19 protein-coding genes and 4 tRNA genes are annotated in these 21,638 nt (G+C 47.7%); 18 read left to right on the forward strand and 5 right to left on the reverse strand.

All coding sequences use genetic code 11. The features are described 5' to 3' along the window. Nucleotides 1–18: 18 nt before the first annotated feature. The 4 genes from AC5SV9_RS16555 (at nt 19) to AC5SV9_RS16570 (ending at nt 5,156) form a co-directional block, all read left to right on the forward strand. The gene (locus AC5SV9_RS16555; RefSeq protein ID WP_475148663.1) at nt 19–2,400 is read left to right on the forward strand and encodes a GH36-type glycosyl hydrolase domain-containing protein; all 2,382 of its coding nucleotides are present in this window, start codon (nt 19–21) and stop codon (nt 2,398–2,400) included. Between the two features lie 10 nt (nt 2,401–2,410). Beyond that, nucleotides 2,411–3,436, forward strand: coding sequence for a Gfo/Idh/MocA family protein (locus tag AC5SV9_RS16560; protein WP_475148664.1), 1,026 nt, complete (start codon nt 2,411–2,413; stop codon nt 3,434–3,436). A 94-nt stretch (nt 3,437–3,530) separates the two neighbouring features. Then, a complete protein-coding gene (locus AC5SV9_RS16565; RefSeq protein WP_475148666.1) occupies nt 3,531–4,439 on the forward strand; it encodes a LysR family transcriptional regulator in 909 nt (302 codons plus the stop codon). Nucleotides 4,440–4,676: 237 nt separating this feature from the next. Next, the gene (locus AC5SV9_RS16570) at nt 4,677–5,156 is read left to right on the forward strand and encodes an acyloxyacyl hydrolase (protein ID WP_475148668.1); all 480 of its coding nucleotides are present in this window, start codon (nt 4,677–4,679) and stop codon (nt 5,154–5,156) included. Here the strand turns inward: AC5SV9_RS16570 and AC5SV9_RS16575 are convergent. Together AC5SV9_RS16575 and AC5SV9_RS16580 are read right to left on the reverse strand one after the other, a co-directional pair. Beyond that, a complete protein-coding gene (locus AC5SV9_RS16575; protein ID WP_475148670.1) occupies nt 5,153–5,902 on the reverse strand; it encodes a UDP-2,3-diacylglucosamine diphosphatase in 750 nt (249 codons plus the stop codon). The genes AC5SV9_RS16570 and AC5SV9_RS16575 overlap by 4 nt on opposite strands. Nucleotides 5,903–5,914: 12 nt before the next feature. Then, nucleotides 5,915–6,409, reverse strand: coding sequence for a peptidylprolyl isomerase (locus tag AC5SV9_RS16580; RefSeq protein WP_475148672.1), 495 nt, complete (start codon nt 6,407–6,409; stop codon nt 5,915–5,917). A gap of 165 nt (nt 6,410–6,574) precedes the next feature. Here AC5SV9_RS16580 and cysS point away from each other — a divergent pair, with 165 nt between their 5' ends. Together cysS and AC5SV9_RS16590 are read left to right on the forward strand one after the other, a co-directional pair. Further along, nucleotides 6,575–7,954 carry a cysteine--tRNA ligase gene (cysS, locus tag AC5SV9_RS16585; protein WP_475148674.1) on the forward strand — a complete coding sequence of 460 codons (1,380 nt, stop codon included), beginning with the start codon at nt 6,575–6,577 and terminating at the stop codon, nt 7,952–7,954. Nucleotides 7,955–8,192: 238 nt separating this feature from the next. After that, nucleotides 8,193–8,996, forward strand: coding sequence for a hypothetical protein (locus tag AC5SV9_RS16590; protein ID WP_475148676.1), 804 nt, complete (start codon nt 8,193–8,195; stop codon nt 8,994–8,996). Between the two features lie 120 nt (nt 8,997–9,116). Here the strand turns inward: AC5SV9_RS16590 and AC5SV9_RS16595 are convergent, their stop codons facing one another. The 3 genes from AC5SV9_RS16595 to folD all read right to left on the reverse strand — a co-directional run bounded on the left by AC5SV9_RS16595 (nt 9,117) and on the right by folD (nt 11,171). Then, nucleotides 9,117–9,467, reverse strand: a complete 351-nt coding sequence (locus tag AC5SV9_RS16595; RefSeq protein WP_475148678.1) for an outer membrane protein assembly factor BamD — start codon at nt 9,465–9,467, stop codon at nt 9,117–9,119. A 4-nt stretch (nt 9,468–9,471) separates the two neighbouring features. Continuing rightward, the gene (locus AC5SV9_RS16600) at nt 9,472–10,083 is read right to left on the reverse strand and encodes a hypothetical protein (RefSeq protein ID WP_475148679.1); all 612 of its coding nucleotides are present in this window, start codon (nt 10,081–10,083) and stop codon (nt 9,472–9,474) included. 227 nt (nt 10,084–10,310) lie between these two features. After that, complete coding sequence (gene folD, locus AC5SV9_RS16605; RefSeq protein ID WP_475148681.1) at nt 10,311–11,171, reverse strand: bifunctional methylenetetrahydrofolate dehydrogenase/methenyltetrahydrofolate cyclohydrolase FolD; 861 nt, start codon at nt 11,169–11,171, stop codon at nt 10,311–10,313. A 189-nt stretch (nt 11,172–11,360) separates the two neighbouring features. Between folD and AC5SV9_RS16610 the strand changes: the two genes are divergently transcribed. The 12 genes from AC5SV9_RS16610 to hupB all read left to right on the forward strand — a co-directional run bounded on the left by AC5SV9_RS16610 (nt 11,361) and on the right by hupB (nt 21,606). After that, nucleotides 11,361–11,437 (forward strand) — tRNA-Pro (locus tag AC5SV9_RS16610). Between the two features lie 33 nt (nt 11,438–11,470). Further along, nucleotides 11,471–11,547: transfer RNA gene (locus AC5SV9_RS16615), tRNA-Arg, on the forward strand. A 25-nt stretch (nt 11,548–11,572) separates the two neighbouring features. Then, nucleotides 11,573–11,648: transfer RNA gene (locus tag AC5SV9_RS16620), tRNA-His, on the forward strand. Nucleotides 11,649–11,665: 17 nt separating this feature from the next. After that, nucleotides 11,666–11,742, forward strand: a tRNA-Pro gene (locus AC5SV9_RS16625). 136 nt (nt 11,743–11,878) lie between these two features. Next, entirely contained in the window at nt 11,879–12,379 is a 501-nt protein-coding gene (locus AC5SV9_RS16630) for a GNAT family N-acetyltransferase (protein WP_475148683.1), read from the forward strand. A 207-nt stretch (nt 12,380–12,586) separates the two neighbouring features. Continuing rightward, complete coding sequence (gene proB / locus AC5SV9_RS16635; RefSeq protein WP_134056232.1) at nt 12,587–13,708, forward strand: glutamate 5-kinase; 1,122 nt, start codon at nt 12,587–12,589, stop codon at nt 13,706–13,708. Next, complete coding sequence (locus AC5SV9_RS16640) at nt 13,705–14,958, forward strand: glutamate-5-semialdehyde dehydrogenase (RefSeq protein WP_475148684.1); 1,254 nt, start codon at nt 13,705–13,707, stop codon at nt 14,956–14,958. The genes proB and AC5SV9_RS16640 overlap by 4 nt, the downstream gene beginning before the upstream one ends. Nucleotides 14,959–15,210: 252 nt before the next feature. Then, a complete protein-coding gene (gene tig / locus AC5SV9_RS16645) occupies nt 15,211–16,521 on the forward strand; it encodes a trigger factor (protein WP_475148686.1) in 1,311 nt (436 codons plus the stop codon). A gap of 122 nt (nt 16,522–16,643) precedes the next feature. After that, entirely contained in the window at nt 16,644–17,249 is a 606-nt protein-coding gene (gene clpP, locus AC5SV9_RS16650; RefSeq protein ID WP_134056752.1) for an ATP-dependent Clp endopeptidase proteolytic subunit ClpP, read from the forward strand. Nucleotides 17,250–17,303: 54 nt separating this feature from the next. Next, nucleotides 17,304–18,584 carry an ATP-dependent protease ATP-binding subunit ClpX gene (gene clpX / locus AC5SV9_RS16655; RefSeq protein ID WP_134056226.1) on the forward strand — a complete coding sequence of 427 codons (1,281 nt, stop codon included), beginning with the start codon at nt 17,304–17,306 and terminating at the stop codon, nt 18,582–18,584. 142 nt (nt 18,585–18,726) lie between these two features. Then, nucleotides 18,727–21,123, forward strand: coding sequence for an endopeptidase La (gene lon, locus AC5SV9_RS16660; protein WP_475148687.1), 2,397 nt, complete (start codon nt 18,727–18,729; stop codon nt 21,121–21,123). Between the two features lie 210 nt (nt 21,124–21,333). Continuing rightward, nucleotides 21,334–21,606: a nucleoid-associated protein HU-beta gene (gene hupB / locus AC5SV9_RS16665; protein WP_008220336.1), complete on the forward strand. Its 273-nt coding sequence runs from the start codon at nt 21,334–21,336 to the stop codon at nt 21,604–21,606. Nucleotides 21,607–21,638 lie beyond the last annotated feature (32 nt).

The raw sequence follows: 21,638 nt of genomic DNA on the forward strand, positions 1-21,638 counted from the left end.
TTAAGGAGTCTGCGCACTATGTCTTTTGAAACGCATGCTGCAGTTATGCAGCCAAACGGTGACCGTTACGAATTGCTCAGCCCGGTAAAAATGCCGCAGGCTGCAGCGTTTTTATGGAACAAATACATGATGATCCAGATGAATTGCCGCGGTTATGCTACCGCGCAGTTTATGCAGCCTGAGCCGGCCAAGTACGCTCATGCGCCAAATCTGGAGGCAAAAACCTTTATGCAGCCGGAGCAGCCTTATTACGCACATCATCCCGGCCGCTTTGTATACATTAAAGATGAGCAGAGCAATGACATTTTCTCTGTGCCGTATGAACCGGTGCGTAACAAGGCTGATAGCTTTGTGTTTTCTGCCGGTAAAAGTGATATCAGCTGGCAATTACAGCAACAGGGGTTAAAAGTAACGTGGCAACTGTGTTTAAGCCCGGACGAGCCCCATGAGCTGTGGCAGCTTGTTGTGACTAACCTGAGTTCCACGCCGCGTCAGCTTAGTATCTATCCCTATTTCCCGGTGGGCTATATGTCGTGGATGAATCAGTCTGCGCGCTTTGAGCCAGAGCTGAATGCCATTGTTTGCTCATCTGTTACGCCTTATCAGAAGTATCCGGATTACTTTAAAAACAAGTTGTTGAAGGATAAAACCTTTTTGCTGGCAGAACGGCAGCCTGATAGCTGGCAGTGCGCACAGCAGCCGTTTGAAGGCGAAGGTGGCCTGCATGCGCCCGATGCATTGCAACAGCCTGAGCTGAGTAAAGATGATGCCTTATATGAAACGCCGGCCTGTGTTATGCAATACCGTTTGCAGTTGGCGCCTGGGGCTCAGCAGCGTTATCGCTTTGTGTTCGGCCCTGCATTGGATGAAGCAGAAATCGCTGCGGCCCGGCAGCGGTACTTTTCAGTAGCCGATGGTTTTAATCAGGCGCAGCAACAATACGCTGATTATGTTGCGCAGGGCCAGGGCTGCCTGCAAATTACCACGCCGGATAAAGCACTGGATAACTTTGTTAATCACTGGCTGCCACGGCAGGTGTATTACCATGGTGACGTCAACCGTTTGACCACAGATCCGCAAACCCGGAATTATCTGCAGGATAATATGGGCATGAGCTATGTGCGGCCACAAGCCTTTCGCACCGCCTTGTTGACTGCGCTGGCACAGCAGCACCGAAATGGCGAAATGCCTGATGGTATTCTGTTACACCCGGATGCCGAACTGAAATATATTAATCAGGTGCCGCATACTGATCAGTGTGTCTGGTTGCCGGTATGCCTCAGTGCTTATCTCGCCGAGACCAATGACTATGCCGTGCTGCAGCAGAAGGTCGCATTCTCAGACAGTGACGAGCCGTTGACTGTATATGAACATCTTTGTCTGGCGATGGGCTGGTTAATGCATAAGCGTGATGAGCGTGGCCTGAGTTATATCGAGCAGGGCGACTGGTGCGACCCGATGAATATGGTCGGTTACAAAGGTAAGGGCGTGTCGGGTTGGCTGTCGCTGGCTGCTGCCTATGCGCTTAACTGCTGGGCAGAGATCTGCCAGCAGTTAGGCCAGCACGAACATGCCGCAAAATACCAATCTGAAGCAAATAATTTTAACCAGGCAGTTAACCGCCATCTGTGGGACGGTAACTGGTATGGCCGTGGTATTACCGATGACAATGTTGTGTTCGGTATCAGCAAAGATACGCAAGGGCGCATATACCTGAACCCGCAAAGCTGGGCGATGTTAAGTGGTGCAGCCAGTCCGGAGCAGCTTAGCGCGATGCTGAGTGAAATTGACGCTCAGCTTATGACACCTTTTGGTGTGCAGATGCTGGCGCCGGCTTATACCGCCATGCGCGATGATGTCGGGCGCGTGACGCAAAAACACCCGGGATCGGCTGAAAACGGCTCGGTGTATAACCATGCTGCAGCGTTTTACCTGTTTGCGCTTTATCAGGTCGCGCAACCCGACCGCGCCTATCAGGTGCTGCGTCAGATGCTGCCGGGCGATGATGCTGCAGACTATTTACAGCGTGGCCAGTTACCGGTGTACATTCCGAATTACTACCGTGGCGCCTGGCAGCAACTGCCGCGCACGGCGGGCCGCTCCAGCCAGCTATTTAACACCGGCACAGTACACTGGGTTTACCGCTGTCTGATAGAAGGCTTATTTGGTGTTAAAGGCTGTCCGCAGGGGCTGCAATTTAAACCGCAACTGCCGTCACACTGGCCTGGCGTTGCGCTGGAGCGGGCGTTTCGAGGCGCGCACTTTTCTATCAATATCAGGCGTCAGGCAGACCTGACAGCCGCTCAGCTTATCGTTAACGGCGAAACACAGGCTGATATGCTGTTTAGCAATATTGTGCCCGGGCAACGTTACCAGGTTGACGTACTGCTGCCAGCATAGGGAGGATTCAATGATACGCATAGGCTTACTCGGGGCGTCTCGTATTGCCGATAAAGCTATCTTTCAGGTGCTGCCACAGCTTAGTGGTTTTTGCGTTCAGGCCGTTGCCGCGTCGAATAAAGCGAAAGCGCAAGCCTATGCTGATACGTTCGCAGTCGCTCATGTGGCAGAGAGTTATCAGGCACTGGTAGCGCGGGATGATATTGATGTGATTTATAACGCCCTGCCGCCGTCTGAGCATGCCTACTGGACGATTCAGGCATTGCAGCACGGTAAGCACGTATTATGTGAAAAGCCTTTTGCGATGGATGCAACTGAGGCTGGCGATATGGTTCATGCCGCTGAGGTCTCGGGTAAATTGCTACTGGAAGCCTTTCATTACCGCTTTCATCCATTGTTTGTTGAAGTGCTGACACTGGTGCAATCCGGTGTGATTGGCCCGCTTTTGCATTTACGTGGTAATTTCTCGGTGCGGATCCCGTATTTTGCCGGTTCATTGCGGCATGAGGCCGCACTTGGTGGCGGCGCCATGATGGATCTTGGTTGTTATCCTTTGCACTGGGTTCGAAGTGTGATGGGGAGCGAGCCTGAGGTGCAAAGTGCACAGTGTATCCGCAGTAAAACCGCAGAGGGTGGTGCGCAGATAGACGTAACGATGCAGGCCCGGCTGAAATTTAATAATGCTGTAGTCGCCGATATCGGTTGCAGCATGGCGGATCATTTAAGCCGCATGCCCGATACCAGCCTGGTGCTGGAAGGGCAGCATGGGCAGATAGAGGTTAGTGGCTTAATCACGCCGCATCTGGCAAATAATATCAAACTGACAACAGCCGATACTGAGCGCCAGTACAGCGTGCCCGGACACAGCACCTACTATTATCAGCTATTACACCTGCAGGACTGCCTGCAGGGTAAGGCCATGCCTCTAACCGGCGGTAAGGATGCTATTAATAATATGCAGTTGCTTGAGCAGATTTATCAGCAGGCGGGGTTGCTCAGCCGCGGGTTATGCCGCCAGCAAAGGGGCCGGCAATAGCAAAGCGACGTGTCGGTAAAAACAGTTTATCAAACATTGCACAGCTTAATTGCGGTGCTTATAGTAGCAACACCGCCAGTCCGGACTTGTCTGCATGGACCATTTGTTAGCCATTAAAGTGTTTTGTCGCGTTGTTGAAGCAGGGACCTTTAGTCGTGCTGCTGATTTACTGGATATTCCCAAGTCGACAGTAACTAAGCTGGTGCAGGAGCTGGAAGCGCATCTGCAGTTGAAGTTACTGCACCGCACAACGCGGCGGGTCACCGTAACAATGGAAGGTGCCGCTTATTATGAAAGGACAAACAAGCTGCTGCATGAGCTTGAAGATATTGAAAGTAACATCAGTAACGAGCAACGTACGCCGCGGGGCAGGCTGAAAGTCGATATGGCGTCTGCCATAGCCAACTTTATTTTGCTGCCGGCCTTGCCCGCTTTTATACAGCAGTATCCCGAGATCCAGCTGGAGCTGGGGGTGAGTGATACTAATATCGATTTACTGACCGACAACGTAGATTGTGTTATTCGCGGCGGTGAACTCAGTGATACATCGCTGATTGCCAAACGCATCGCTGAGCTGAAGTTTGTTACCTGTGCTGCACCAACTTACCTGCAGCAACATGGTACGCCGCAAACACCGGATGAGCTTGGCGCCAAACATCGCATTATTTATTACCGCTCGCGTAAAACAAACCGTGTGATGCCGCTGCGTTTTAGCAATAAACAACAATCGATGGAAATTCAGCAGCAGGGCAGTCAGCTATCGGTCAACGACAGTACGGCGCAGCTCACAGCTACGCTAAGCGGTTTGGGGGTGAGCCAGCTGCCACTTTTTATGGCGCAACCTTATATCGACAATGGCCAGTTACAACTGATCATGACTGACTGGCAACGTGCAGCGTTTCCGCTATACCTGATTTACCCGCAAGAACGCCACCTTAGTGGTCGGTTACGGGCTTTTGCTAACTGGGTCATGGACGTTTTTCAGCCGCATCGCCCATACTAAATCCTGTCTTCATAAAAACGTCATATGTTATGTCAAAACATTATTCACCACTGTGAATAATGTTGTCGGGATTTTGGCATTTATCTGATTTGTACCGATCGGTATATTACTTGTCATTCAATGGTAATGCCCTTTTCCGGGTTAAAGTGACAGGTAACAATGATGAAAAAATGGCTTATATCCTTAGTGCTCATGTCTGGATTGTTTAGCATACCTCAAGTGTTGGCTGACAGCCGTATGGAGCAGATCTCACAGCTTTCTATTGAGTATTTAAAAGGCGAGGGCCGTGTAAATGGCTTAAGGCTTGGCTACAGGCCGTTAGAGTTCCATTTCACCACTTTACCGGTTATCGGTGATGCCAATATGTACATCGAAGCCAGTACTAACTTTTGGCAGTATGGCCAGCCGTCGCAGTACCAGACTAACGTGGCACTGGCAGTGTCGCCGGTATTAAAAAAGCAGTTTGCCAACTGGTACGGCAAACCGGTATTTTGGGAGTTCGGTATAGGGGTTAGCATGCTGACCAAACGCGAATTCGCCGGTAAAGATCTGGGGTCTCACTTTCAGTTTGAAGACCGGTTAGGCTTGTTATTTGGCCTTGATCAGAAAAACAGTAAAATGCTTGCTGTGCGTTACATGCACTATTCAAATGCTGGTTTATCCAGCCGTAACCCTGGCATGGATTTTCTTAATATCGCCTATTCCTGGCGGTTTTAGTCCGCCAGGTTGGCAAAATGTAGCTGCCAGTTTTCTGCACTGACAGTCAGGTAGCTACTTTGTGTATACCAGTCACCCAGCACATAACGCTCGCCAGTAGCACCATTGACATTAACCTCATGTACCGCTGGCCTGTGAGTATGGCCGTGGATCAGCTTAAGCACGCCAGCAGCAGCCATTACACGGGGCACTTCGTCTGGCGTAACATCCATGATCTGGGGCTGTGCTTGCTGCTTATACTGCTGTTTATGCTTAGCACTGCGGGCTCTGGCTTTGCGGGCCAGGCGTTGGCGATACCATAACGGCATCTTCAGCATCAGCCACTGCCACCAGGGTTGGTCCCACCATTTACGGAATTTCTGGTACGCAATGTCCAGCGTACACAGGCTGTCGCCGTGCATAATCAGCGTCGGCGTGCCGTAAAGATCGATAACCTTAGAAGGGGGCAGCAACGTCATACCGCAGCGGTCAGCGTATGCTTTACGCAGGAAGAAATCACGGTTGCCATGAATAAAATACAGCGCAACGCCCTGGTTACTCAGCGCTTTTAAAGCATCAGCAACTTCAGCCAGTAAAGGCTCGGGGTTATCATCGCCTATCCAGACCTCGAACAAATCTCCCAGAATATACAGAGCTTGTGCAGATATGGCCTTTTCACTGAGAAAGCGTAAAAAAGCCTGAGTGATATCGGGCCGATCTGCAGCCAGATGCAGATCGGCAATAAACAGCGTATGCGGTTTTGACATTAACAGGCAGGCTTAAGCGTGCAGCTCGGCTTTTTCAATAATTACCGGCTTAACAGGCACATCGCTATGGCCCTGTGCGCGGCCAGTCGCGACTTTTTTAATAGTATCAATTACGTCCATGCCTTCCGTTACTTCACCAAATACGCAGTAACCCCAGCCAGAGCCGGTTTCCGAGCTGAAGTTTAAAAAGTCGTTATCTGCTACGTTGATAAAAAACTGGCAGCTCGCTGAATGTGGGTCGTTGGTGCGGGCCATGGCAATGGTACCTTTTTTATTAGGTACTTTATTGTTCGCTTCGTTTTTAATTGGCGCTTTGGTTTCTTTTTGTTCCATATCAGGTGTAAAGCCACCTCCCTGGATCATAAAACCATCGATAACACGGTGAAAAATAGTGTTATCAAAAAAGCCGTCTTTTACATAGCTGATAAAGTTATCTACTGTTGCCGGGGCTTTGTCGGCAAACAGGTTAAGTTTAATTACGCCATAGTTGGTATGTAAGCTAATCATTATCTGCAATCCTTACTCTTAACTCTTCATTTAAAGTGGCGCTATTCTAGCGCAGCACCGCCAAATCATAAAGCAAGGATAGCGGTGTAAAAATACCGGTGATACACTAACGCGCTTTCGCAACATCAGGAATAGACGGCCACAGCGGCCATTTTCGGGGACACCATGTTACAGATATTTAATACCTTAAGCAGAAAAAAAGAACAATTCACACCAATAGTGCCGGGTAAAGCCGGGCTTTATGTCTGCGGTATTACAATTTATGACTACTGTCACGTTGGGCACGCCCGGACTTATGTTGCCTTTGATGTCATTAACCGTTATTTGCGTTTTTTGGGTTTCGATGTGACGTATGTGCGCAATATTACCGATGTTGATGACAAAATTATCAAAAGAGCGGCAGAAAATAACGAAAGCTGCGATGCGCTGACTGAACGCTTTACCAAAGCAATGCACGCTGACTTTGATGCGCTTGGTTTGATGCCTGCCGACATTGAGCCGCGGGTTACCACCCATATGGCTGAGATTATTCAGCTGATAGAAATGCTGGTGGCAAAGGGCTATGCCTATGTCGCTGCCGACGGTGACGTACTGTTTGATGTCAGTAAATATGACGCCTACGGTGAGCTTAGCCAGCAAAATCTGGAGATGCTTAAATCCGGTGCGCGGGTAGAAGTGGCCGACAACAAAGATGACCCGCTGGATTTTGTGCTGTGGAAAAGCGCAAAGCCAGGCGAGCCATACTGGCAATCGCCGTGGGGCAACGGCCGCCCGGGCTGGCATATTGAATGTTCAGCCATGAGCGCCAAACATTTAGGCGAGCATTTTGATATTCATGGCGGCGGCTCAGATTTACAGTTTCCGCATCATGAAAACGAAATTGCACAGTCAACCTGCGCGCATGGTCACAAATATGTCAATACCTGGATCCACACTGGTATGGTGCAGGTTGATAAAGAAAAAATGTCTAAGTCTTTAGGCAACTTCTTCACAGTAAAAGATGTGCTGGCGCAGTACAACGCTGAAGCCGTGCGTTACTTCCTGTTATCCAGCCATTACCGCAGCCAGCTGAACTATTCGGCTGAAAACCTGGAACAGGCGCATGCTGCATTAGGCAGGCTGTATACCGCGCTGCGTAATGTCACGCCATCCTCTGACGTGGATATGCAAAGTGACTATATCGCGCGTTTCAAGGCCGCAATGGATGATGACTTTAATACGCCGGAAGCCTTGCCAGTATTGTTTGAATTGGCGCGTGAAGTTAACCGCTTTAAGGAAACAGAACCTGCCAAAGCAGCAGAACTTGCAGGCATACTGAAGTTGTTAGCCGGTGTGCTGGGTATGCTGCAGGGCGATGCTGAGCAGTTCTTAAAATCCGGCGCGTCAGATGACGACGTAGCTGAAATAGAGGCGCTGATTGCCAAGCGCAACACAGCCCGCGCCAACAAAGACTGGGCAGCAGCAGATGCCGCCCGTGATGCGTTAACAGCCAAGGGTATTATTGTCGAAGATAAAAACGGTGTAACCAGCTGGCGCAAAGGCTGATTTAATACCGTTGATTTAAAAAACCGCCTGCTGGCGGTTTTTTTATGCATGAAATCCGTAGTAGACAACGGCTAACAAGCTGGTTAATGTTTTGCTGAAACAGGCTGTACCTGTAAGTTATTGTAAGTTCTAAATATGCGGTGTAGTGTTTGAGCATATGAAACTATAAGGCTGCTTAATCCGTGCTTAAATGCGGGCCTTGCGTGTTGTCGACGTTAGGGGATATAGGTCATAGACTATGTATTTTAGAACTGAAGCAAGAAATGCGCTTCAAAGAGCAAAAAACGAATTATCTCACGAGGATTATTCTAGAGCTAAGTATGCTGCTCTTGAGCTAAGAATGGCGCTTGAAAGTTTAATTTACGATATTAGTAGGTCATATAGAGAAGAGCTTTCAGAAACGGATTTTGATACTTGGCAACCGAAGAAGTTGCTGGAAATTTTAATCGAAATAGATCCATCAGTAGAGCGAACATCGGAGTGGAGGATTGGTAAACAGGACAGGAAGGGAGAGTTACCAGCTGCAATGAAAAACCTTGGAGTTGACCGGAGATTGTCACTAAAAGAGATAAAATTTTTCTATGATCGGTTTGGCAACTATTTGCATACGCCAACTATTAAACAGCTCGAAGACCATAAAGCCCCAGATTATTCAAAGCTTAAAAATCGTTGCAATGAGTTGATCGAGATTCTGGATGAAGTCTTGTCTTCAACTGTCTTTAACGCCAGGATGAAAGTAACTTCTAAAATCTTTTGTGAAAAGTGTTCCGCTAAAATTGTGAGAAATATCCCGAAAGGTCAATCTGAATTGACTGCCACATGCCGGGAATGTGGAGCGTGCTACACAATTAAACCCCAGAGTGATCGGACGGTATACTGGGAACCGCAGCTTTTTGATTTTTTGTGCGGAGGGAGCGGTTGCTCTGAGAGCATAAAGCTGTTTGAAATTGAGATTAAAGAGGGGACACACTGGGTTTGTAATAGCTGTGATGGGCGAAATACTATCTGTCTTGGCGTGTCCTATGAGAAGCCCAATAGCTAAAAATAGCCACAAAAAAACGCTCGTTTGGCGTTAAACCCAATCTTCTGGCCGCGTTAGCGGCCAGTCAGTTGTTAATCGGAAAGATATGCTCCTTTATCTATCATTAAGGCGGGCGATTGCTCAGCGGGTTAACTTGTATTTTCCTATCGGAGTAGCAACTTCTAAATGATGAGGGGCTTCGCTGAGTATCTGCCAGCTAATCTGTTCATCGTCTGCAGTTAACGTAAGCACGTTGCCTTGTCTGCTATAGGGATACTGTCTGCTACCGTGATCTTTAATAACTTCTGTTATGGTATCCGCATTTATATCAACAAAATTACCTGCTTCCAGCTGATTTATACTGCCATCATCATAAACCACCTCGGTCATAACCCAACGGCCTAAAATATCGTCACTTTCGCTGGCATTACTGCAAGAAGACAAAACCAAAGCAAATAAGGTTAGTGCAACCATATTCTTTATTCGTGACATAAATTTATGCATAGGATGATGTCGTCTTTATTGAAGGCGCACTTGCAATTGCACGTGCTAATCCATCGGGTAATTCCGATAGTTGATATTTTCGAGTAGATGATGACTCTCTGACAATCGCACCTTCAAAATTACGAGAAATCAGCGTAATTTTTTGTGTTAGTCCTTTCTGCCCCCAAGGATGTGGTGACCATTTAAAGTTATGTTCGAAGATCATCTCAAATGACCAACCACGAGCCATTCTTGGGTATTCTACGGCAGCTTGTATCTCATCTTTGGTAATGGCAACTATGGTACCAATAGCCACACCAGCCATACCGCTTGTTAATAATGTAGCAGCTACGGTCAAACCGGCAGTCGCTAAATGGCCTGTGTAACGAATTGCTTTTTCATGCTCAAGATTCCAGTTTGTGGCAGCGCTATCTGTTTCAAATAAATAAGTGTGAGAACGCGAATTTGTTATCTCGTCTTTCAAGAAACAGTTGGGTTTGCGGCCTGATCCAATCCAGTTACCACCATCTGACCAATTGAGACGGTTGTGGCACTTGTTTTCGAGCTCTTTTCGCTGCGCAGGTCCTAATCTGGTTTGTGTGGCGGTTGCAAAATCTGATTGCATAACGAATATATCCTTTTCTGTTATGGTGGTTTCTGCTTACTTCTGACAGAAAAATGAATTCAAAGAGTATAAATAAATAATCAAAAATGCAACATTTTGTTATCAATTTGTTGTTGTGCGAACTTCCAAAGGTGGGTTTGTGGCTCAGCTTTATTTACTGATATGAAGCGAAAAGATAGTCGGTCGTCGGAGAAGAGGCAGCGAAAGTATCCGCTGCCAAAAGGGGATTAGTTTTTGTCGTGATACAGCTCACAGGCTTCCAGCGTGTTTTCAATCAAACTGGCCACTGTCATCGGGCCTACGCCGCCTGGCACCGGCGTAATATAGCGCGCATGCTTTACTGCTGCGCCATACTCTACATCGCCAACCAGCTTGCCGCTATCCAACCGGTTAATGCCCACATCAATAACCAAAGCGCCTGGTTTTACCCAGTCACCGGGAATAAACTCCGGACGGCCGACGGCAACAACCAGCAAATCTGCGCGGCGCACCTGCGCTTCCAGGTTTTTAGTAAACTTATGGCATACCGTAGTGGTGCAACCTGCCAGCAGTAACTCCAATGCCATAGGGCGGCCGACAATGTTAGAAGCTCCTACTACAACAGCATCCATGCCCTTGACGTTAACGCCCGTACTTTGCAGCAGCGTCATTATGCCTTTAGGTGTGCAGGAACGCAGTGCTGGCATACGCTGAGCCAGGCGGCCAATATTGTAAGGATGAAAACCATCGACATCTTTATGCGGCGTGATGCGCTCTAAAATAGCAGACGAGTCCAATCCAGCCGGTAATGGCAGTTGCACCAGAATACCGTCAACAGTGTCGTCATTGTTCAGTTTATCAATCAGTTCAATTAGCTGCTGTTCAGTGGTATCCGAAGGTAAGTCATATGATACCGAATGAAAACCAACTTCCTCGCAGGCTTTACGTTTACTGCTTACATAAACCTGAGAGGCGGCATCTAATCCCACCAGCACCACAGCCAGACCCGGCGCGCGTCTGCCTGCAGCAATACGGGCGCGAACCTGAGCGGCGACTTTATCTTTTGTTGCCTGAGCAACGGCTTTGCCATCTATAATCTGTGCGGTCATCTGCTTACATCTCTGCCATATTTTCACTGCCGGCTATTTTCGCACAGCTATAGTCTGAACACCATCCTGCACCAGTTCTGAGGCAATAGGTTCAAATAATAGGCAATCAGTTGATAACTGCAAAAAAAGGTTTGACGCTATAGCAGCTCAGCTGTAATATTCCGCCCCGTTGCAGCAGTGCAGCGAAGTCGGTGATTGGCGCAGCTTGGTAGCGCACTTGGTTTGGGTCCAAGGGGTCGCAGGTTCAAATCCTGCATCACCGACCATTTAGTTTACAGCTTGGTAGGGCTTTCGATTGTGCGCCCGTAGCTCAGTTGGATAGAGCAACGGCCTTCTAAGCCGTGGGTCATAGGTTCGAATCCTATCGGGCGCGCCATAACAAGCGCAAGACAGTTTCAGTGGTGGTTGTAGCTCAGTTGGTAGAGCCCCGGATTGTGATTCCGGTTGTCGTGGGTTCGAGCCCCATCATCCACCCCATCTTATTTATACCTAGTCGGTGATTGGCGCAGCTTGGTAGCGCACTTGGTTTGGGTCCAAGGGGTCGCAGGTTCAAATCCTGCATCACCGACCATCTCATTACTACAAATGCTTTCCTCTTCTATTAAGTGCTCAGCTGATTAAAGGCTGTATGCAAAAAACAAAGTTGTTCCCTTTTCTTTCTGCCTTAATGTATGCTGAACACAGCTGTTATATTAAGGATGATATCTGTGATTATTGCTGAAACATCGCGCCTGCGTATACGCCATCTTACCGCTGCTGATGCAGCCTTCACCTGTAAACTGCTGAACGAACCCTCGTTTATTGAAAATATCGCAGATCGCGGTGTGCGCTCTGAGCTGGATGCATTGCATTATCTGGCTGACGGCCCGATAAAGAGTTATCAGCAACATGGCTACGGTTTGTTTATCGTCGAACAGTGCAGTACCGCTGAACCAATAGGCTTTTGTGGGTTGTTGTTTCGTGATTTTTTGCAGGAAACTGATATCGGCTTTGCATTGCTGCCAAAATTCTGCGGCCAGGGTTATGCCTTTGAAGCTGCATCAGCTGTCATGCATTTTGGTTACAGTTCGCTTAAATTAAAACGCATCGTTGGCCTGACAAGTGCGGGAAATACTTCGTCTATCAAATTGCTGAGCCGTTTAGGGCTGCGGTTTGAAAAAATGGTGAAAATGCAACCGTCTGAAGAATACGTACAACTTTACTCCTGACTAATAAATTGTAATTTAATTACATAATTCGCCGCTTGTACCACCAATTCTGTTGTGTATGGTGGTTATTCGTTTTTATTATAGTCCATATTTATCAATAGTTTATAAGCTTAAGTTTGCCATGGCATAGCTTTGAAACTGTAACCCGAGTGGTGCCGGGTTACAGTTTTTGCTATTATGGCCGCCGGAACAACCATTGGAGGAGTTATGATTAACCCATCCTGGCGCCGGGTCGTGCTTAAAGTCGGCAGTGCCCTGATCGCGCCGGACAACCAGGGGTGTAGCGAACAGTATTTGCGTCCCATCGCCGAATTTATCCGGCAGTGCCGACTACAGGGTCTTGAAGTGATCCTGGTTTCATCAGGCAGCGTGGCAGCTGGCCGTCATCATTTTAATTTTCAGCATCAACGGGTTCCTATCGCACTTAAAAGAGCGATGGCAGCAGTTGGACAAAGTGAATTAATGAACTTTTGGAGCAATTGCTTTGATTTTCCGTGTGCGCAGGTCCTGCTCACCCACGGTGATCTAAGTGACAGAGTGCGCCACGTTAACATTCAGAACACGTTACGCAGGCTGCTTGACCATAACGTGCTGCCTATCGTGAACGAGAATGACACTATTGCCACCGATGAAATAAAGGTTGGCGACAATGATAACCTTGCAGCTATGGTCGCAACGGTTGCCAATGCAGATGCCTTGATCATCTGCTCTGATGTGGCGGGCTTGTACACGGCTGATCCTAACAAAGACCCAAATGCCACCTTGATCCCCGCTGTACAGCGGATCAGCCCTGAAATTTATGCCCTGGCCGGCGGCGCCGCTTCCAAAGTGGGTACCGGTGGTATGAGAACCAAAATCGAAGCTGCAGAAAAAGCAGCAGCACATGGTATTGATACTGTTATTATTGATGGTCATCAGGAATACAGTTTTCAGTGTATTTTAGCGGGCAATAATCCTGGCACCATTTTTCATGGGCATGCCAAACCGCTGCCGGCTAAAAAACATTGGGTACGCCATACGCTTCGCGCTAAAGGCGAGATCTGGGTCGATGAAGGTTGTATAGAAGCACTTTGCCGGCATGGAGCATCGCTGTTGTGCAGTGGTATAGTGAATATCAGTGGTGAGTTCGATTCTGGCGACGCCGTTTTGGTGCGCTGTGCTGACGGTAAACGCAAAATAGCAAAAGGTGTCAGCCGGTTTAGTGCCAGCGAACTGTTTTCTATAAAGGGTCAGCAAAGCCGGGATATCGCTGCATGTCTGGGCTATTGTCCGACAGGCAGTGATGCCGTTATTCATCGCAGTGAAATGATGTTACTGGAGAGAATATGAGTACCGATATTGCAGTAGATATTGCTGCTAAAGCGTCGCACGCCGCTAAAGCTGTAGCGAACTTAACAACAGAGCAGAAAGATTTTGTTCTGCAGAGCATGGCGAACCATATCCGTTCGGCCAGCGAGATGATTCTAGCCGCAAATGCCGATGAAGTGGCAACAGCCCGAGCTAATGGCACAAGTGCCGCTATGCTCGACCGTTTAACATTGACGACTGAACGTATCAACGCTATGGCTCAGGCCATTGAACAGATTATCAGTTTGCCTGATCCGGTAGGGGCAACCCGCCAGATTGAACGGCGGCCGAACGGCATTAACATTGAGAAACGCCGTATTGCGTTAGGGGTGATTTGTATGATTTACGAAGCACGGCCAAACGTCACTGCTGATGCCGGCGCTTTGTGTTTTAAATCAGGCAATGCCGTTATTCTGCGTTGCGGCCGTGAAGCTATTCAAACCAGTTTAGCGATAGCAAAAGCGATGCAGCAGGCGTTGCGTGAACATGAGTTGCCGGACGAGGTGATAAGCATAGTGCCGGATCCTGATCGGGACTTAATGTTGTCACTGTTACAGCAAGACAAATATATCGATCTTGTTATACCACGTGGTGGAGAAGGCCTTATTCGCTTTGTTACCGAACATAGCCGGATTCCCGTGATCCAGCATTTTAAAGGCGTGTGTCATTTGTATGTCGACCAATCAGCTGATCTGCAAATGGCAATAGAATTATTGCTCAATGGCAAGGTGCAGCGCCCTGGCGTATGTAATGCGCTGGAAGGCTTGTTGGTAAATAAATATATTGCCACCGACTTTTTACCGATGGTTGCTGCAGCACTCGCCAAGCATGATGTAATAGTGCATGCCTGTAAGCAGAGTATTGGCCATTTTGCCAATGGCCAGGCTATTGCTGACAGTGATTTTGGTCAGGAATATCTGGCACCGGAAATTGCTATAAGGGTGGTTGACGATTTAGAAGCGGCTATGGCTCATATTGACCAGTTTGGCAGCCAGCATACCGAAGTCATTTGCACTGCTGATCAAGCTAATGCTGAGCGCTTTATTCGCCAGGTCGACTCTGCAGTTGTCATGCATAATGCATCGTCTAGATTCTCCGATGGTGGCGAGCTGGGGCTGGGTGCAGAAATAGGCATTTCAACCAGTAAATTGCATGCATATGGGCCTATGGGGCTTGAAGCCCTGACTACAGAGAAATATGTTGTCACAGGTAACGGCCAGACCCGCGGCTAAACAATATTTACTGTCTTTGACATAAAATTAAACTGACGCAACCTGAGTAATTTGCTGATCAGGTTGCGTTTTTTTATACCAAACACAGCTGCATAAATGGGCTTTAGTTAAGGGCTCGACGCCAGACATTTACCCCGCTATAATGCCGCGTCCTATTTTATTACAGGTCTGGTTCAGTGCTGCATTTTTGATACCAGATCATATTAGTAAGGCGTTTGTTATGCGCCTGTATTTTGAATTTGAGGTAACAAGATGCAAGTTTCTGTGGAAACCACTCAGGGTTTAGAGCGCCAGTTAACAATCACAGTTCCGGCCGACAAAATTGATACAGAAGTAAAAAGCCGTTTACGTGATCTGGCCAAGCGTCAGCGTATCGACGGTTTCCGTCCGGGTAAAGCCCCGGTATCACTGATCCAAAAACGCTACGGCATGGCAGTACTGCAGGAAGTTGCAGGTGAGCAAATGCAGCGTCATTTCTATGATGCCATTATTGAGAACAAACTGACTCCGGCTGGTTCTCCTACTTTTGCTCCTGGTCAATTGGCACAGGGTAAAGATCTGGAATTTAAAGCCACTTTCGAAGTGTATCCGGACGTTGAAGTTAAGAACCTGGACAAAATCGAAGTAAATAAACCAGTAGTAGAAATTGCTGACGCTGACCTGGACAAAATGTTGGATACCCTGCGTAAGCAACATGCGAAATGGGAAGAGAAAAAAGGCAAAGCAGCTGCTTCTGATCGCGTAGTTATCGATTTTGTTGGTTCAATTGATGGTGAAGAGTTTGAAGGCGGTAAAGCCAGCAACTTCAGCTTAGAATTAGGCCAAGGCCGCATGATCCCGGGTTTTGAAGATGGTATCGTTGGTAAGAAAGTCGGTGAGCAAGTTACTGTTGATGTAACGTTCCCGGAACAATACCATGCTGAGAATTTAAAAGGTAAGGCCGCAAGCTTTGCGGTTACCGTTAATAAAGTTGAGCAGCAAGTGCTGCCAGAGCTGAACGATGAGTTCGCTGCATTATTTGGTCTGGAAACTGCTACAGTTGACGCGCTGAAAGTTGAAGTGCGTAAGAACATGGAGCGTGAACTGAACCAGAATATTAAAGCAAAAGTAAAAGAGCAGGTTATCAAAGGTTTACTGGCAAACAACGAAGTTGACGTGCCTAAAGCATTGATCGCCGGTGAAGTAGATGTACTGCGTAAACAGGCCCTGCAGCGTTTTGGCAATAACTTAGATCCTAAGCAACTGCCAGAATTACCAGCATCTCTGTTCGAAGAGCAAGCGAAAGATCGCGTTAAAGTAGGCCTGTTACTGGGTGAAGTTATCAAGACAAACGAGCTGAAAGTTGATGACAGCAAAGTTCAGGCGTTAATTGAAACTGTTGCTTCTGCCTACGAAGATCCGCAAGAAGTTGTACAGTACTACAACAGCAATAAAGAATTGCTGCAAAGCATGCGGAATGTGGCACTGGAAGAGCAAGCCATCGACGTTATTCTGGCCGGCGCGAAAGTGACTGAACAAAAAGCAGCTTTTGACGAGATAATGAACCCGCAAACAGCCAACTAACGTTGACTTATGTCGGCTTGACGGCTTTAATGGCTCGGACAACTGTTCGGGCCATTTTATTTTCTGCAACAATAAAACCAGCCATTTAGAGGGAACCCTATAATATGTCTATGCCGCAACATATGAATGACATAGTAAACGCTCTGGTACCAATCGTTATTGAACAAACTGCCAAAGGCGAACGCTCATTTGATATATACTCTCGTTTGCTCAAAGAGCGGGTAATATTCTTAACTGGTCAGGTCGAAGACCACATGGCCAACCTGATTGTGGCGCAATTATTGTTCTTAGAATCAGAAAATCCTGAAAAAGACATCTATATTTACATCAACTCCCCTGGCGGTTCTGTTACGGCCGGTTTATCGATATACGATACTATGCGTTATATTAAGCCGGATATCGCGACAGTATGCGTGGGGCAGGCAGCCAGCATGGGCGCGTTTTTGCTTTCCGGTGGCACTAAAGGCAAGCGTTATTGTTTGCCAAATGCCAGGGTAATGATTCACCAACCTTTAGGCGGGTTTCAGGGGCAAGCAACGGATTTTGAAATCCATGCCCGGGAAATTTTAAGTATCAAAGAAAAGTTGAACCGTCTGATGGCAGAGCATACTGGTAAGAGTTACGAACAGGTTTGTAAAGATACTGAGCGCGATAACTTTTTAAGTGCACAACAAGCCTTGGATTATGGCCTGGTAGATGCCATATTAAGTAGCAGAGACGCGAAATAATCATATAAGGCAGCTCGGTCTAGTGAGCTGCATCGTAGTGAAAGAGGTAGTTACATGTCTGATCACCGCACTGACGGCGATAAGAACGGTAAACTGTTGTACTGTTCTTTTTGTGGCAAATCACAGCATGAAGTGCGTAAGTTGATTGCAGGCCCACAGGTTTACATTTGTGATGAATGCGTTGATTTATGCAATGACATTATCCGTGAGGAAATTAAGGATATTTCGCCGAAGCGTGATGCCGATAAATTGCCGGTACCGCGGGAGATCCGCAACCACCTCGATGATTACGTAATCGGTCAGGACCATGCCAAGAAAGTACTGGCAGTTGCTGTGTACAACCATTACAAACGCTTACGTAGTGCTCAGCATAAACAGGATGTAGAGCTGGGCAAAAGTAATATTTTGCTGATAGGCCCGACCGGCAGTGGTAAAACGTTGCTTGCTGAGACGCTTGCCAGATTGCTGGATGTGCCTTTCACCATGGCAGATGCGACCACACTGACAGAAGCGGGTTATGTCGGCGAGGACGTTGAGAACATCATTCAGAAGCTATTGCAAAAGTGTGACTACGACGTAGAGAAGGCCCAACGTGGCATCGTCTACATCGATGAGATCGATAAGATTTCACGTAAGTCTGATAACCCTTCAATTACCCGGGATGTGTCAGGTGAAGGTGTGCAGCAGGCGCTGTTAAAGTTGATTGAAGGTACTATTGCGTCTGTACCGCCGCAAGGTGGTCGTAAACATCCGCAGCAGGAATTTTTGCAGGTTGATACCTCAAAAATCTTGTTTATCTGTGGCGGTGCTTTTGCTGGGCTTGACAAGGTGATTGAGCAGCGCTGTGCCAAAGGCTCAGGTATTGGCTTTGGTGCCGAGGTGCGTAGCAAAGAAAGTAGCCGCAGTTTGAGTGAGTCGTTTCGTGATGTTGAGCCGGAAGATTTAGTCAAATATGGCTTGATCCCTGAGTTTATAGGCCGTCTTCCTGTCGTGGCGACACTCAGTGAGCTTGATTTGGCTGCGCTGGTACAGATCCTGAGTGAACCTAAAAACGCTCTGGTAAAACAGTTTGCTGCGTTATTCGCGATGGAAGAGGTTGAGCTGGAGTTTCGTGAAGATGCGCTAAAAGCGATTGCACAAAAAGCGATGGAGCGTAAAACCGGTGCCCGTGGCTTGCGCTCGATAGTTGAAGGTGTTCTGCTGGATACCATGTACGAGCTACCTTCGATGCAGGATGTAGCGAAAGTGGTGATTGATGAAACGGTGATCCGCGGAGAAAGCGACCCTATTCTGATTTATCAGAGCAGCGAGCCAGTGGCTGCTGAATCACACTAAAGGTATAGCGGTTAAAATCTAGCTATTGCGAAAAAGGAGCACGAAAGGCTCCTTTTTCTTTCTGGTGATTGAAGTTTTGAAAATGAGCCCCATATACTGAAACATATTTGCGCCTGCAGTAATTAATTTCGAGAGAGAATCAATGACATCAGAACATGCAGAACGTTTGCATATGCCGGTACTGGCACTACGCGACGTTGTCGTTTATCCCCATATGGTTATTCCACTGTTTGTCGGGCGGGCAAAATCCATTAAGTGTCTGGATGCTGCAATGGAGAAAGATAAACAGATCTTCTTAGTGGCCCAAAAGGATGCGACGTTAGATGATCCCTCCGCCAGCGATTTATACCAGGTTGGTACGGTTGCCACGATTTTACAATTACTTAAGCTGCCTGACGGCACAGTTAAAGTGCTGGTTGAAGGAAGTCGCCGAGCGCGTCTGGCAGAGTTTACTGAGACAGAGGAAGCTTTTGCTGCCTACGTTGATATTATTGAAGCGTCTGAAGTAGAAAGCCGCGAGCAGGAAGTTTTTCTGCGCTCTGCCATTAATCAGTTTGAAGGCTATATCAAGCTGAACAAGAAGATACCACCGGAAGTTCTCACTGCATTAACAGGTATCGATGATCCTGCCCGTTTGGCTGACACGATGGCGGCACATATGCCGCTGAAAGTGGAAGATAAACAGAAGGTGCTGGAGATTTTTGACGTCACCGAGCGGCTTGAATATCTGATGGCAATGATGGAGAGTGAAATTGATATTCTCCAGGTTGAGCGGCGTATTCGCAGTCGTGTGAAAAAGCAGATGGAAAAAAGCCAGCGTGAGTATTACCTGAATGAACAGATGAAGGCAATACAGCGTGAACTGGGTGAACTTGAAGACACGCCGGATGAATTTGAAGCGCTGAGCAAGAAAATTGAGCAGGCGCAGATGCCGGCTGAGGTGTCGGATAAAGCCAAAGCAGAACTACAGAAGCTGAAGATGATGTCGCCGATGTCTGCTGAAGCCACAGTGGTACGTAGCTACATTGATTGGCTGGCAAATGTGCCGTGGAAAAAACGCAGTAAGGTTAAGAAAAATCTGGCAGTAGCCGAGGAAATTCTTAATGCAGACCATTACGGTCTGGAGAAAGTTAAAGAGCGTATCGTCGAGTATCTGGCGGTGCAACAGCGTGTTAATAAATTAAAAGGCCCGATCTTGTGCCTGGTAGGGCCTCCGGGTGTGGGTAAAACGTCGCTTGGCCAGTCTGTTGCAAAAGCCACCGGCCGCAAATATGTGCGTATGGCATTAGGCGGTGTGCGTGATGAAGCAGAGATCCGGGGGCACAGACGGACCTATATTGGTTCTATGCCCGGGAAAATCATTCAGAAAATGGCTAAGGTAGGCGTTCGTAATCCGCTATTCCTGCTGGATGAAATTGACAAAATGGCCTCGGATTTTCGCGGTGACCCTGCAGCAGCACTGCTTGAGGTATTAGACCCTGAGCAGAATACCAGTTTCAGCGATCACTACCTGGAAGTTGATTATGACCTGTCGGATGTGATGTTTTTTGCAACGTCTAACAGTTTAAATATTCCGGCGGCGCTGCTGGACCGGATGGAAGTGATACGTCTTGCAGGTTACACCGAAGATGAGAAGCTTAACATTGCCAAACAGCATCTTATTCCGAAGCAAATTGGCCGTAACGGTCTGAAGACCAATGAAATTGCTATAGAGGATTCAGCAATTATTGGCATTATCCGTTACTACACCCGAGAAGCTGGCGTACGTAGTCTGGAACGGGAAGTGTCGAAGTTATGCCGAAAAGCAGTAAAACAAATTCTGCTGACGAAAGATTTGAAACAAGTTGTGGTTAATCAGCAAAACCTGGAAGACTTCCTCGGTGTGCAGCGTTACGACTATGGTAAAGCGGAAGACAGTAACCGTATTGGTCAGGTAACGGGCCTGGCGTGGACAGAAGTAGGCGGCGATTTGCTGACAATCGAGGCTGCGTCAGTTATGGGTAAAGGCAAACTGACCTTTACCGGCTCGCTGGGTGATGTGATGAAAGAGTCAATCCAGGCCGCTATGACGGTGGTTCGCAGCAGAGCTGCTGGTCTGCGCATAAATGAAGATTTCTATGAGAAGCGCGATATTCACGTGCATGTGCCTGAAGGCGCTACGCCAAAAGATGGCCCAAGCGCTGGTATTGGTATGGTAACAGCGCTGGTTTCAAGCCTGACAGGGAACCCGGTGCGGGCCGATGTTGCGATGACCGGTGAGATCACGCTGCGTGGCGAGGTACTGCCTATCGGTGGCTTGAAAGAGAAACTGCTGGCGGCACATCGTGGTGGTATTAAACGCGTGTTGATCCCACATGACAATGTGCGGGATTTAAAAGATATCCCGGATAATGTGAAAGGGGATATCGAAATTTGTCCGGTGAAATGGATAGACGATGTGCTGGAGCTGGCGTTACAAGAGCCTTTAGAGCGTGTTTCGGTGCTGGAAACGACAAAAAATTCAGCAAAAAGCAAAAAAACGGAAAAAAATCCTGCATAGGGGCTTTTCATTCCCGTTGGCTGTGCTAAGTTATGGAAAGTTTCGACCAAGCCCTTGTTATACAAGGGCTGCAGTCAAAGCCGGAATTATTAGTTTTGATGCTTCTTTTGCTTGCAAGCGCCAAAGATGCTTGTTATAACGATTGGGCTCACTTAAAGAACTAATAAAGTGTAGTTGTTGAAAATAATAACAATTGAAGGGGATGATATTGTGAACAAGTCTCAACTTATCGACAAAATTGCTGCTGGTGCAGACATTTCTAAAGCGGCAGCTGGTCGTGCTTTAGATTCGTTCATTGATGCTGTTACTGAAGCTCTTAAGGAAGGCGACTCTGTAGCATTAGTTGGTTTTGGTACTTACAGCGTACGTGAGCGTGCAGCCCGTACTGGCCGTAACCCACAAACTGGTGCAACTATTCAAATCGCTTCTGCGAAAATTCCTTCTTTCAAGCCAGGTAAAGCGTTAAAAGACGCCTGCAACTAAGCTGTAGTTTTGTCTTAATAGCAAAACTCAGT

This window comes from Rheinheimera sp. ATLC3 (assembly GCF_059429535.1).

What these genes read in the sequence shown, in the direction of transcription:
- AC5SV9_RS16555 (WP_475148663.1), top strand. Translation starts at nt 19, where the DNA reads ATGTCTTTTGAAACGCATGCTGCAGTTATGCAGCCAAACGGTGACCGT.
- AC5SV9_RS16560 (WP_475148664.1), top strand. Translation starts at nt 2,411, where the DNA reads ATGATACGCATAGGCTTACTCGGGGCGTCTCGTATTGCCGATAAAGCT.
- AC5SV9_RS16565 (WP_475148666.1), top strand. Translation starts at nt 3,531, where the DNA reads ATGGACCATTTGTTAGCCATTAAAGTGTTTTGTCGCGTTGTTGAAGCA.
- AC5SV9_RS16570 (WP_475148668.1), top strand. Translation starts at nt 4,677, where the DNA reads ATGGAGCAGATCTCACAGCTTTCTATTGAGTATTTAAAAGGCGAGGGC.
- AC5SV9_RS16575 (WP_475148670.1), bottom strand. Translation starts at nt 5,902, where the DNA reads ATGTCAAAACCGCATACGCTGTTTATTGCCGATCTGCATCTGGCTGCA.
- AC5SV9_RS16580 (WP_475148672.1), bottom strand. Translation starts at nt 6,409, where the DNA reads ATGATTAGCTTACATACCAACTATGGCGTAATTAAACTTAACCTGTTT.
- cysS (WP_475148674.1), top strand. Translation starts at nt 6,575, where the DNA reads ATGTTACAGATATTTAATACCTTAAGCAGAAAAAAAGAACAATTCACA.
- AC5SV9_RS16590 (WP_475148676.1), top strand. Translation starts at nt 8,193, where the DNA reads ATGTATTTTAGAACTGAAGCAAGAAATGCGCTTCAAAGAGCAAAAAAC.
- AC5SV9_RS16595 (WP_475148678.1), bottom strand. Translation starts at nt 9,467, where the DNA reads ATGTCACGAATAAAGAATATGGTTGCACTAACCTTATTTGCTTTGGTT.
- AC5SV9_RS16600 (WP_475148679.1), bottom strand. Translation starts at nt 10,083, where the DNA reads ATGCAATCAGATTTTGCAACCGCCACACAAACCAGATTAGGACCTGCG.
- folD (WP_475148681.1), bottom strand. Translation starts at nt 11,171, where the DNA reads ATGACCGCACAGATTATAGATGGCAAAGCCGTTGCTCAGGCAACAAAA.
- proB (WP_134056232.1), top strand. Translation starts at nt 12,587, where the DNA reads ATGATTAACCCATCCTGGCGCCGGGTCGTGCTTAAAGTCGGCAGTGCC.
- AC5SV9_RS16640 (WP_475148684.1), top strand. Translation starts at nt 13,705, where the DNA reads ATGAGTACCGATATTGCAGTAGATATTGCTGCTAAAGCGTCGCACGCC.
- tig (WP_475148686.1), top strand. Translation starts at nt 15,211, where the DNA reads ATGCAAGTTTCTGTGGAAACCACTCAGGGTTTAGAGCGCCAGTTAACA.
- clpP (WP_134056752.1), top strand. Translation starts at nt 16,644, where the DNA reads ATGAATGACATAGTAAACGCTCTGGTACCAATCGTTATTGAACAAACT.
- clpX (WP_134056226.1), top strand. Translation starts at nt 17,304, where the DNA reads ATGTCTGATCACCGCACTGACGGCGATAAGAACGGTAAACTGTTGTAC.
- lon (WP_475148687.1), top strand. Translation starts at nt 18,727, where the DNA reads ATGACATCAGAACATGCAGAACGTTTGCATATGCCGGTACTGGCACTA.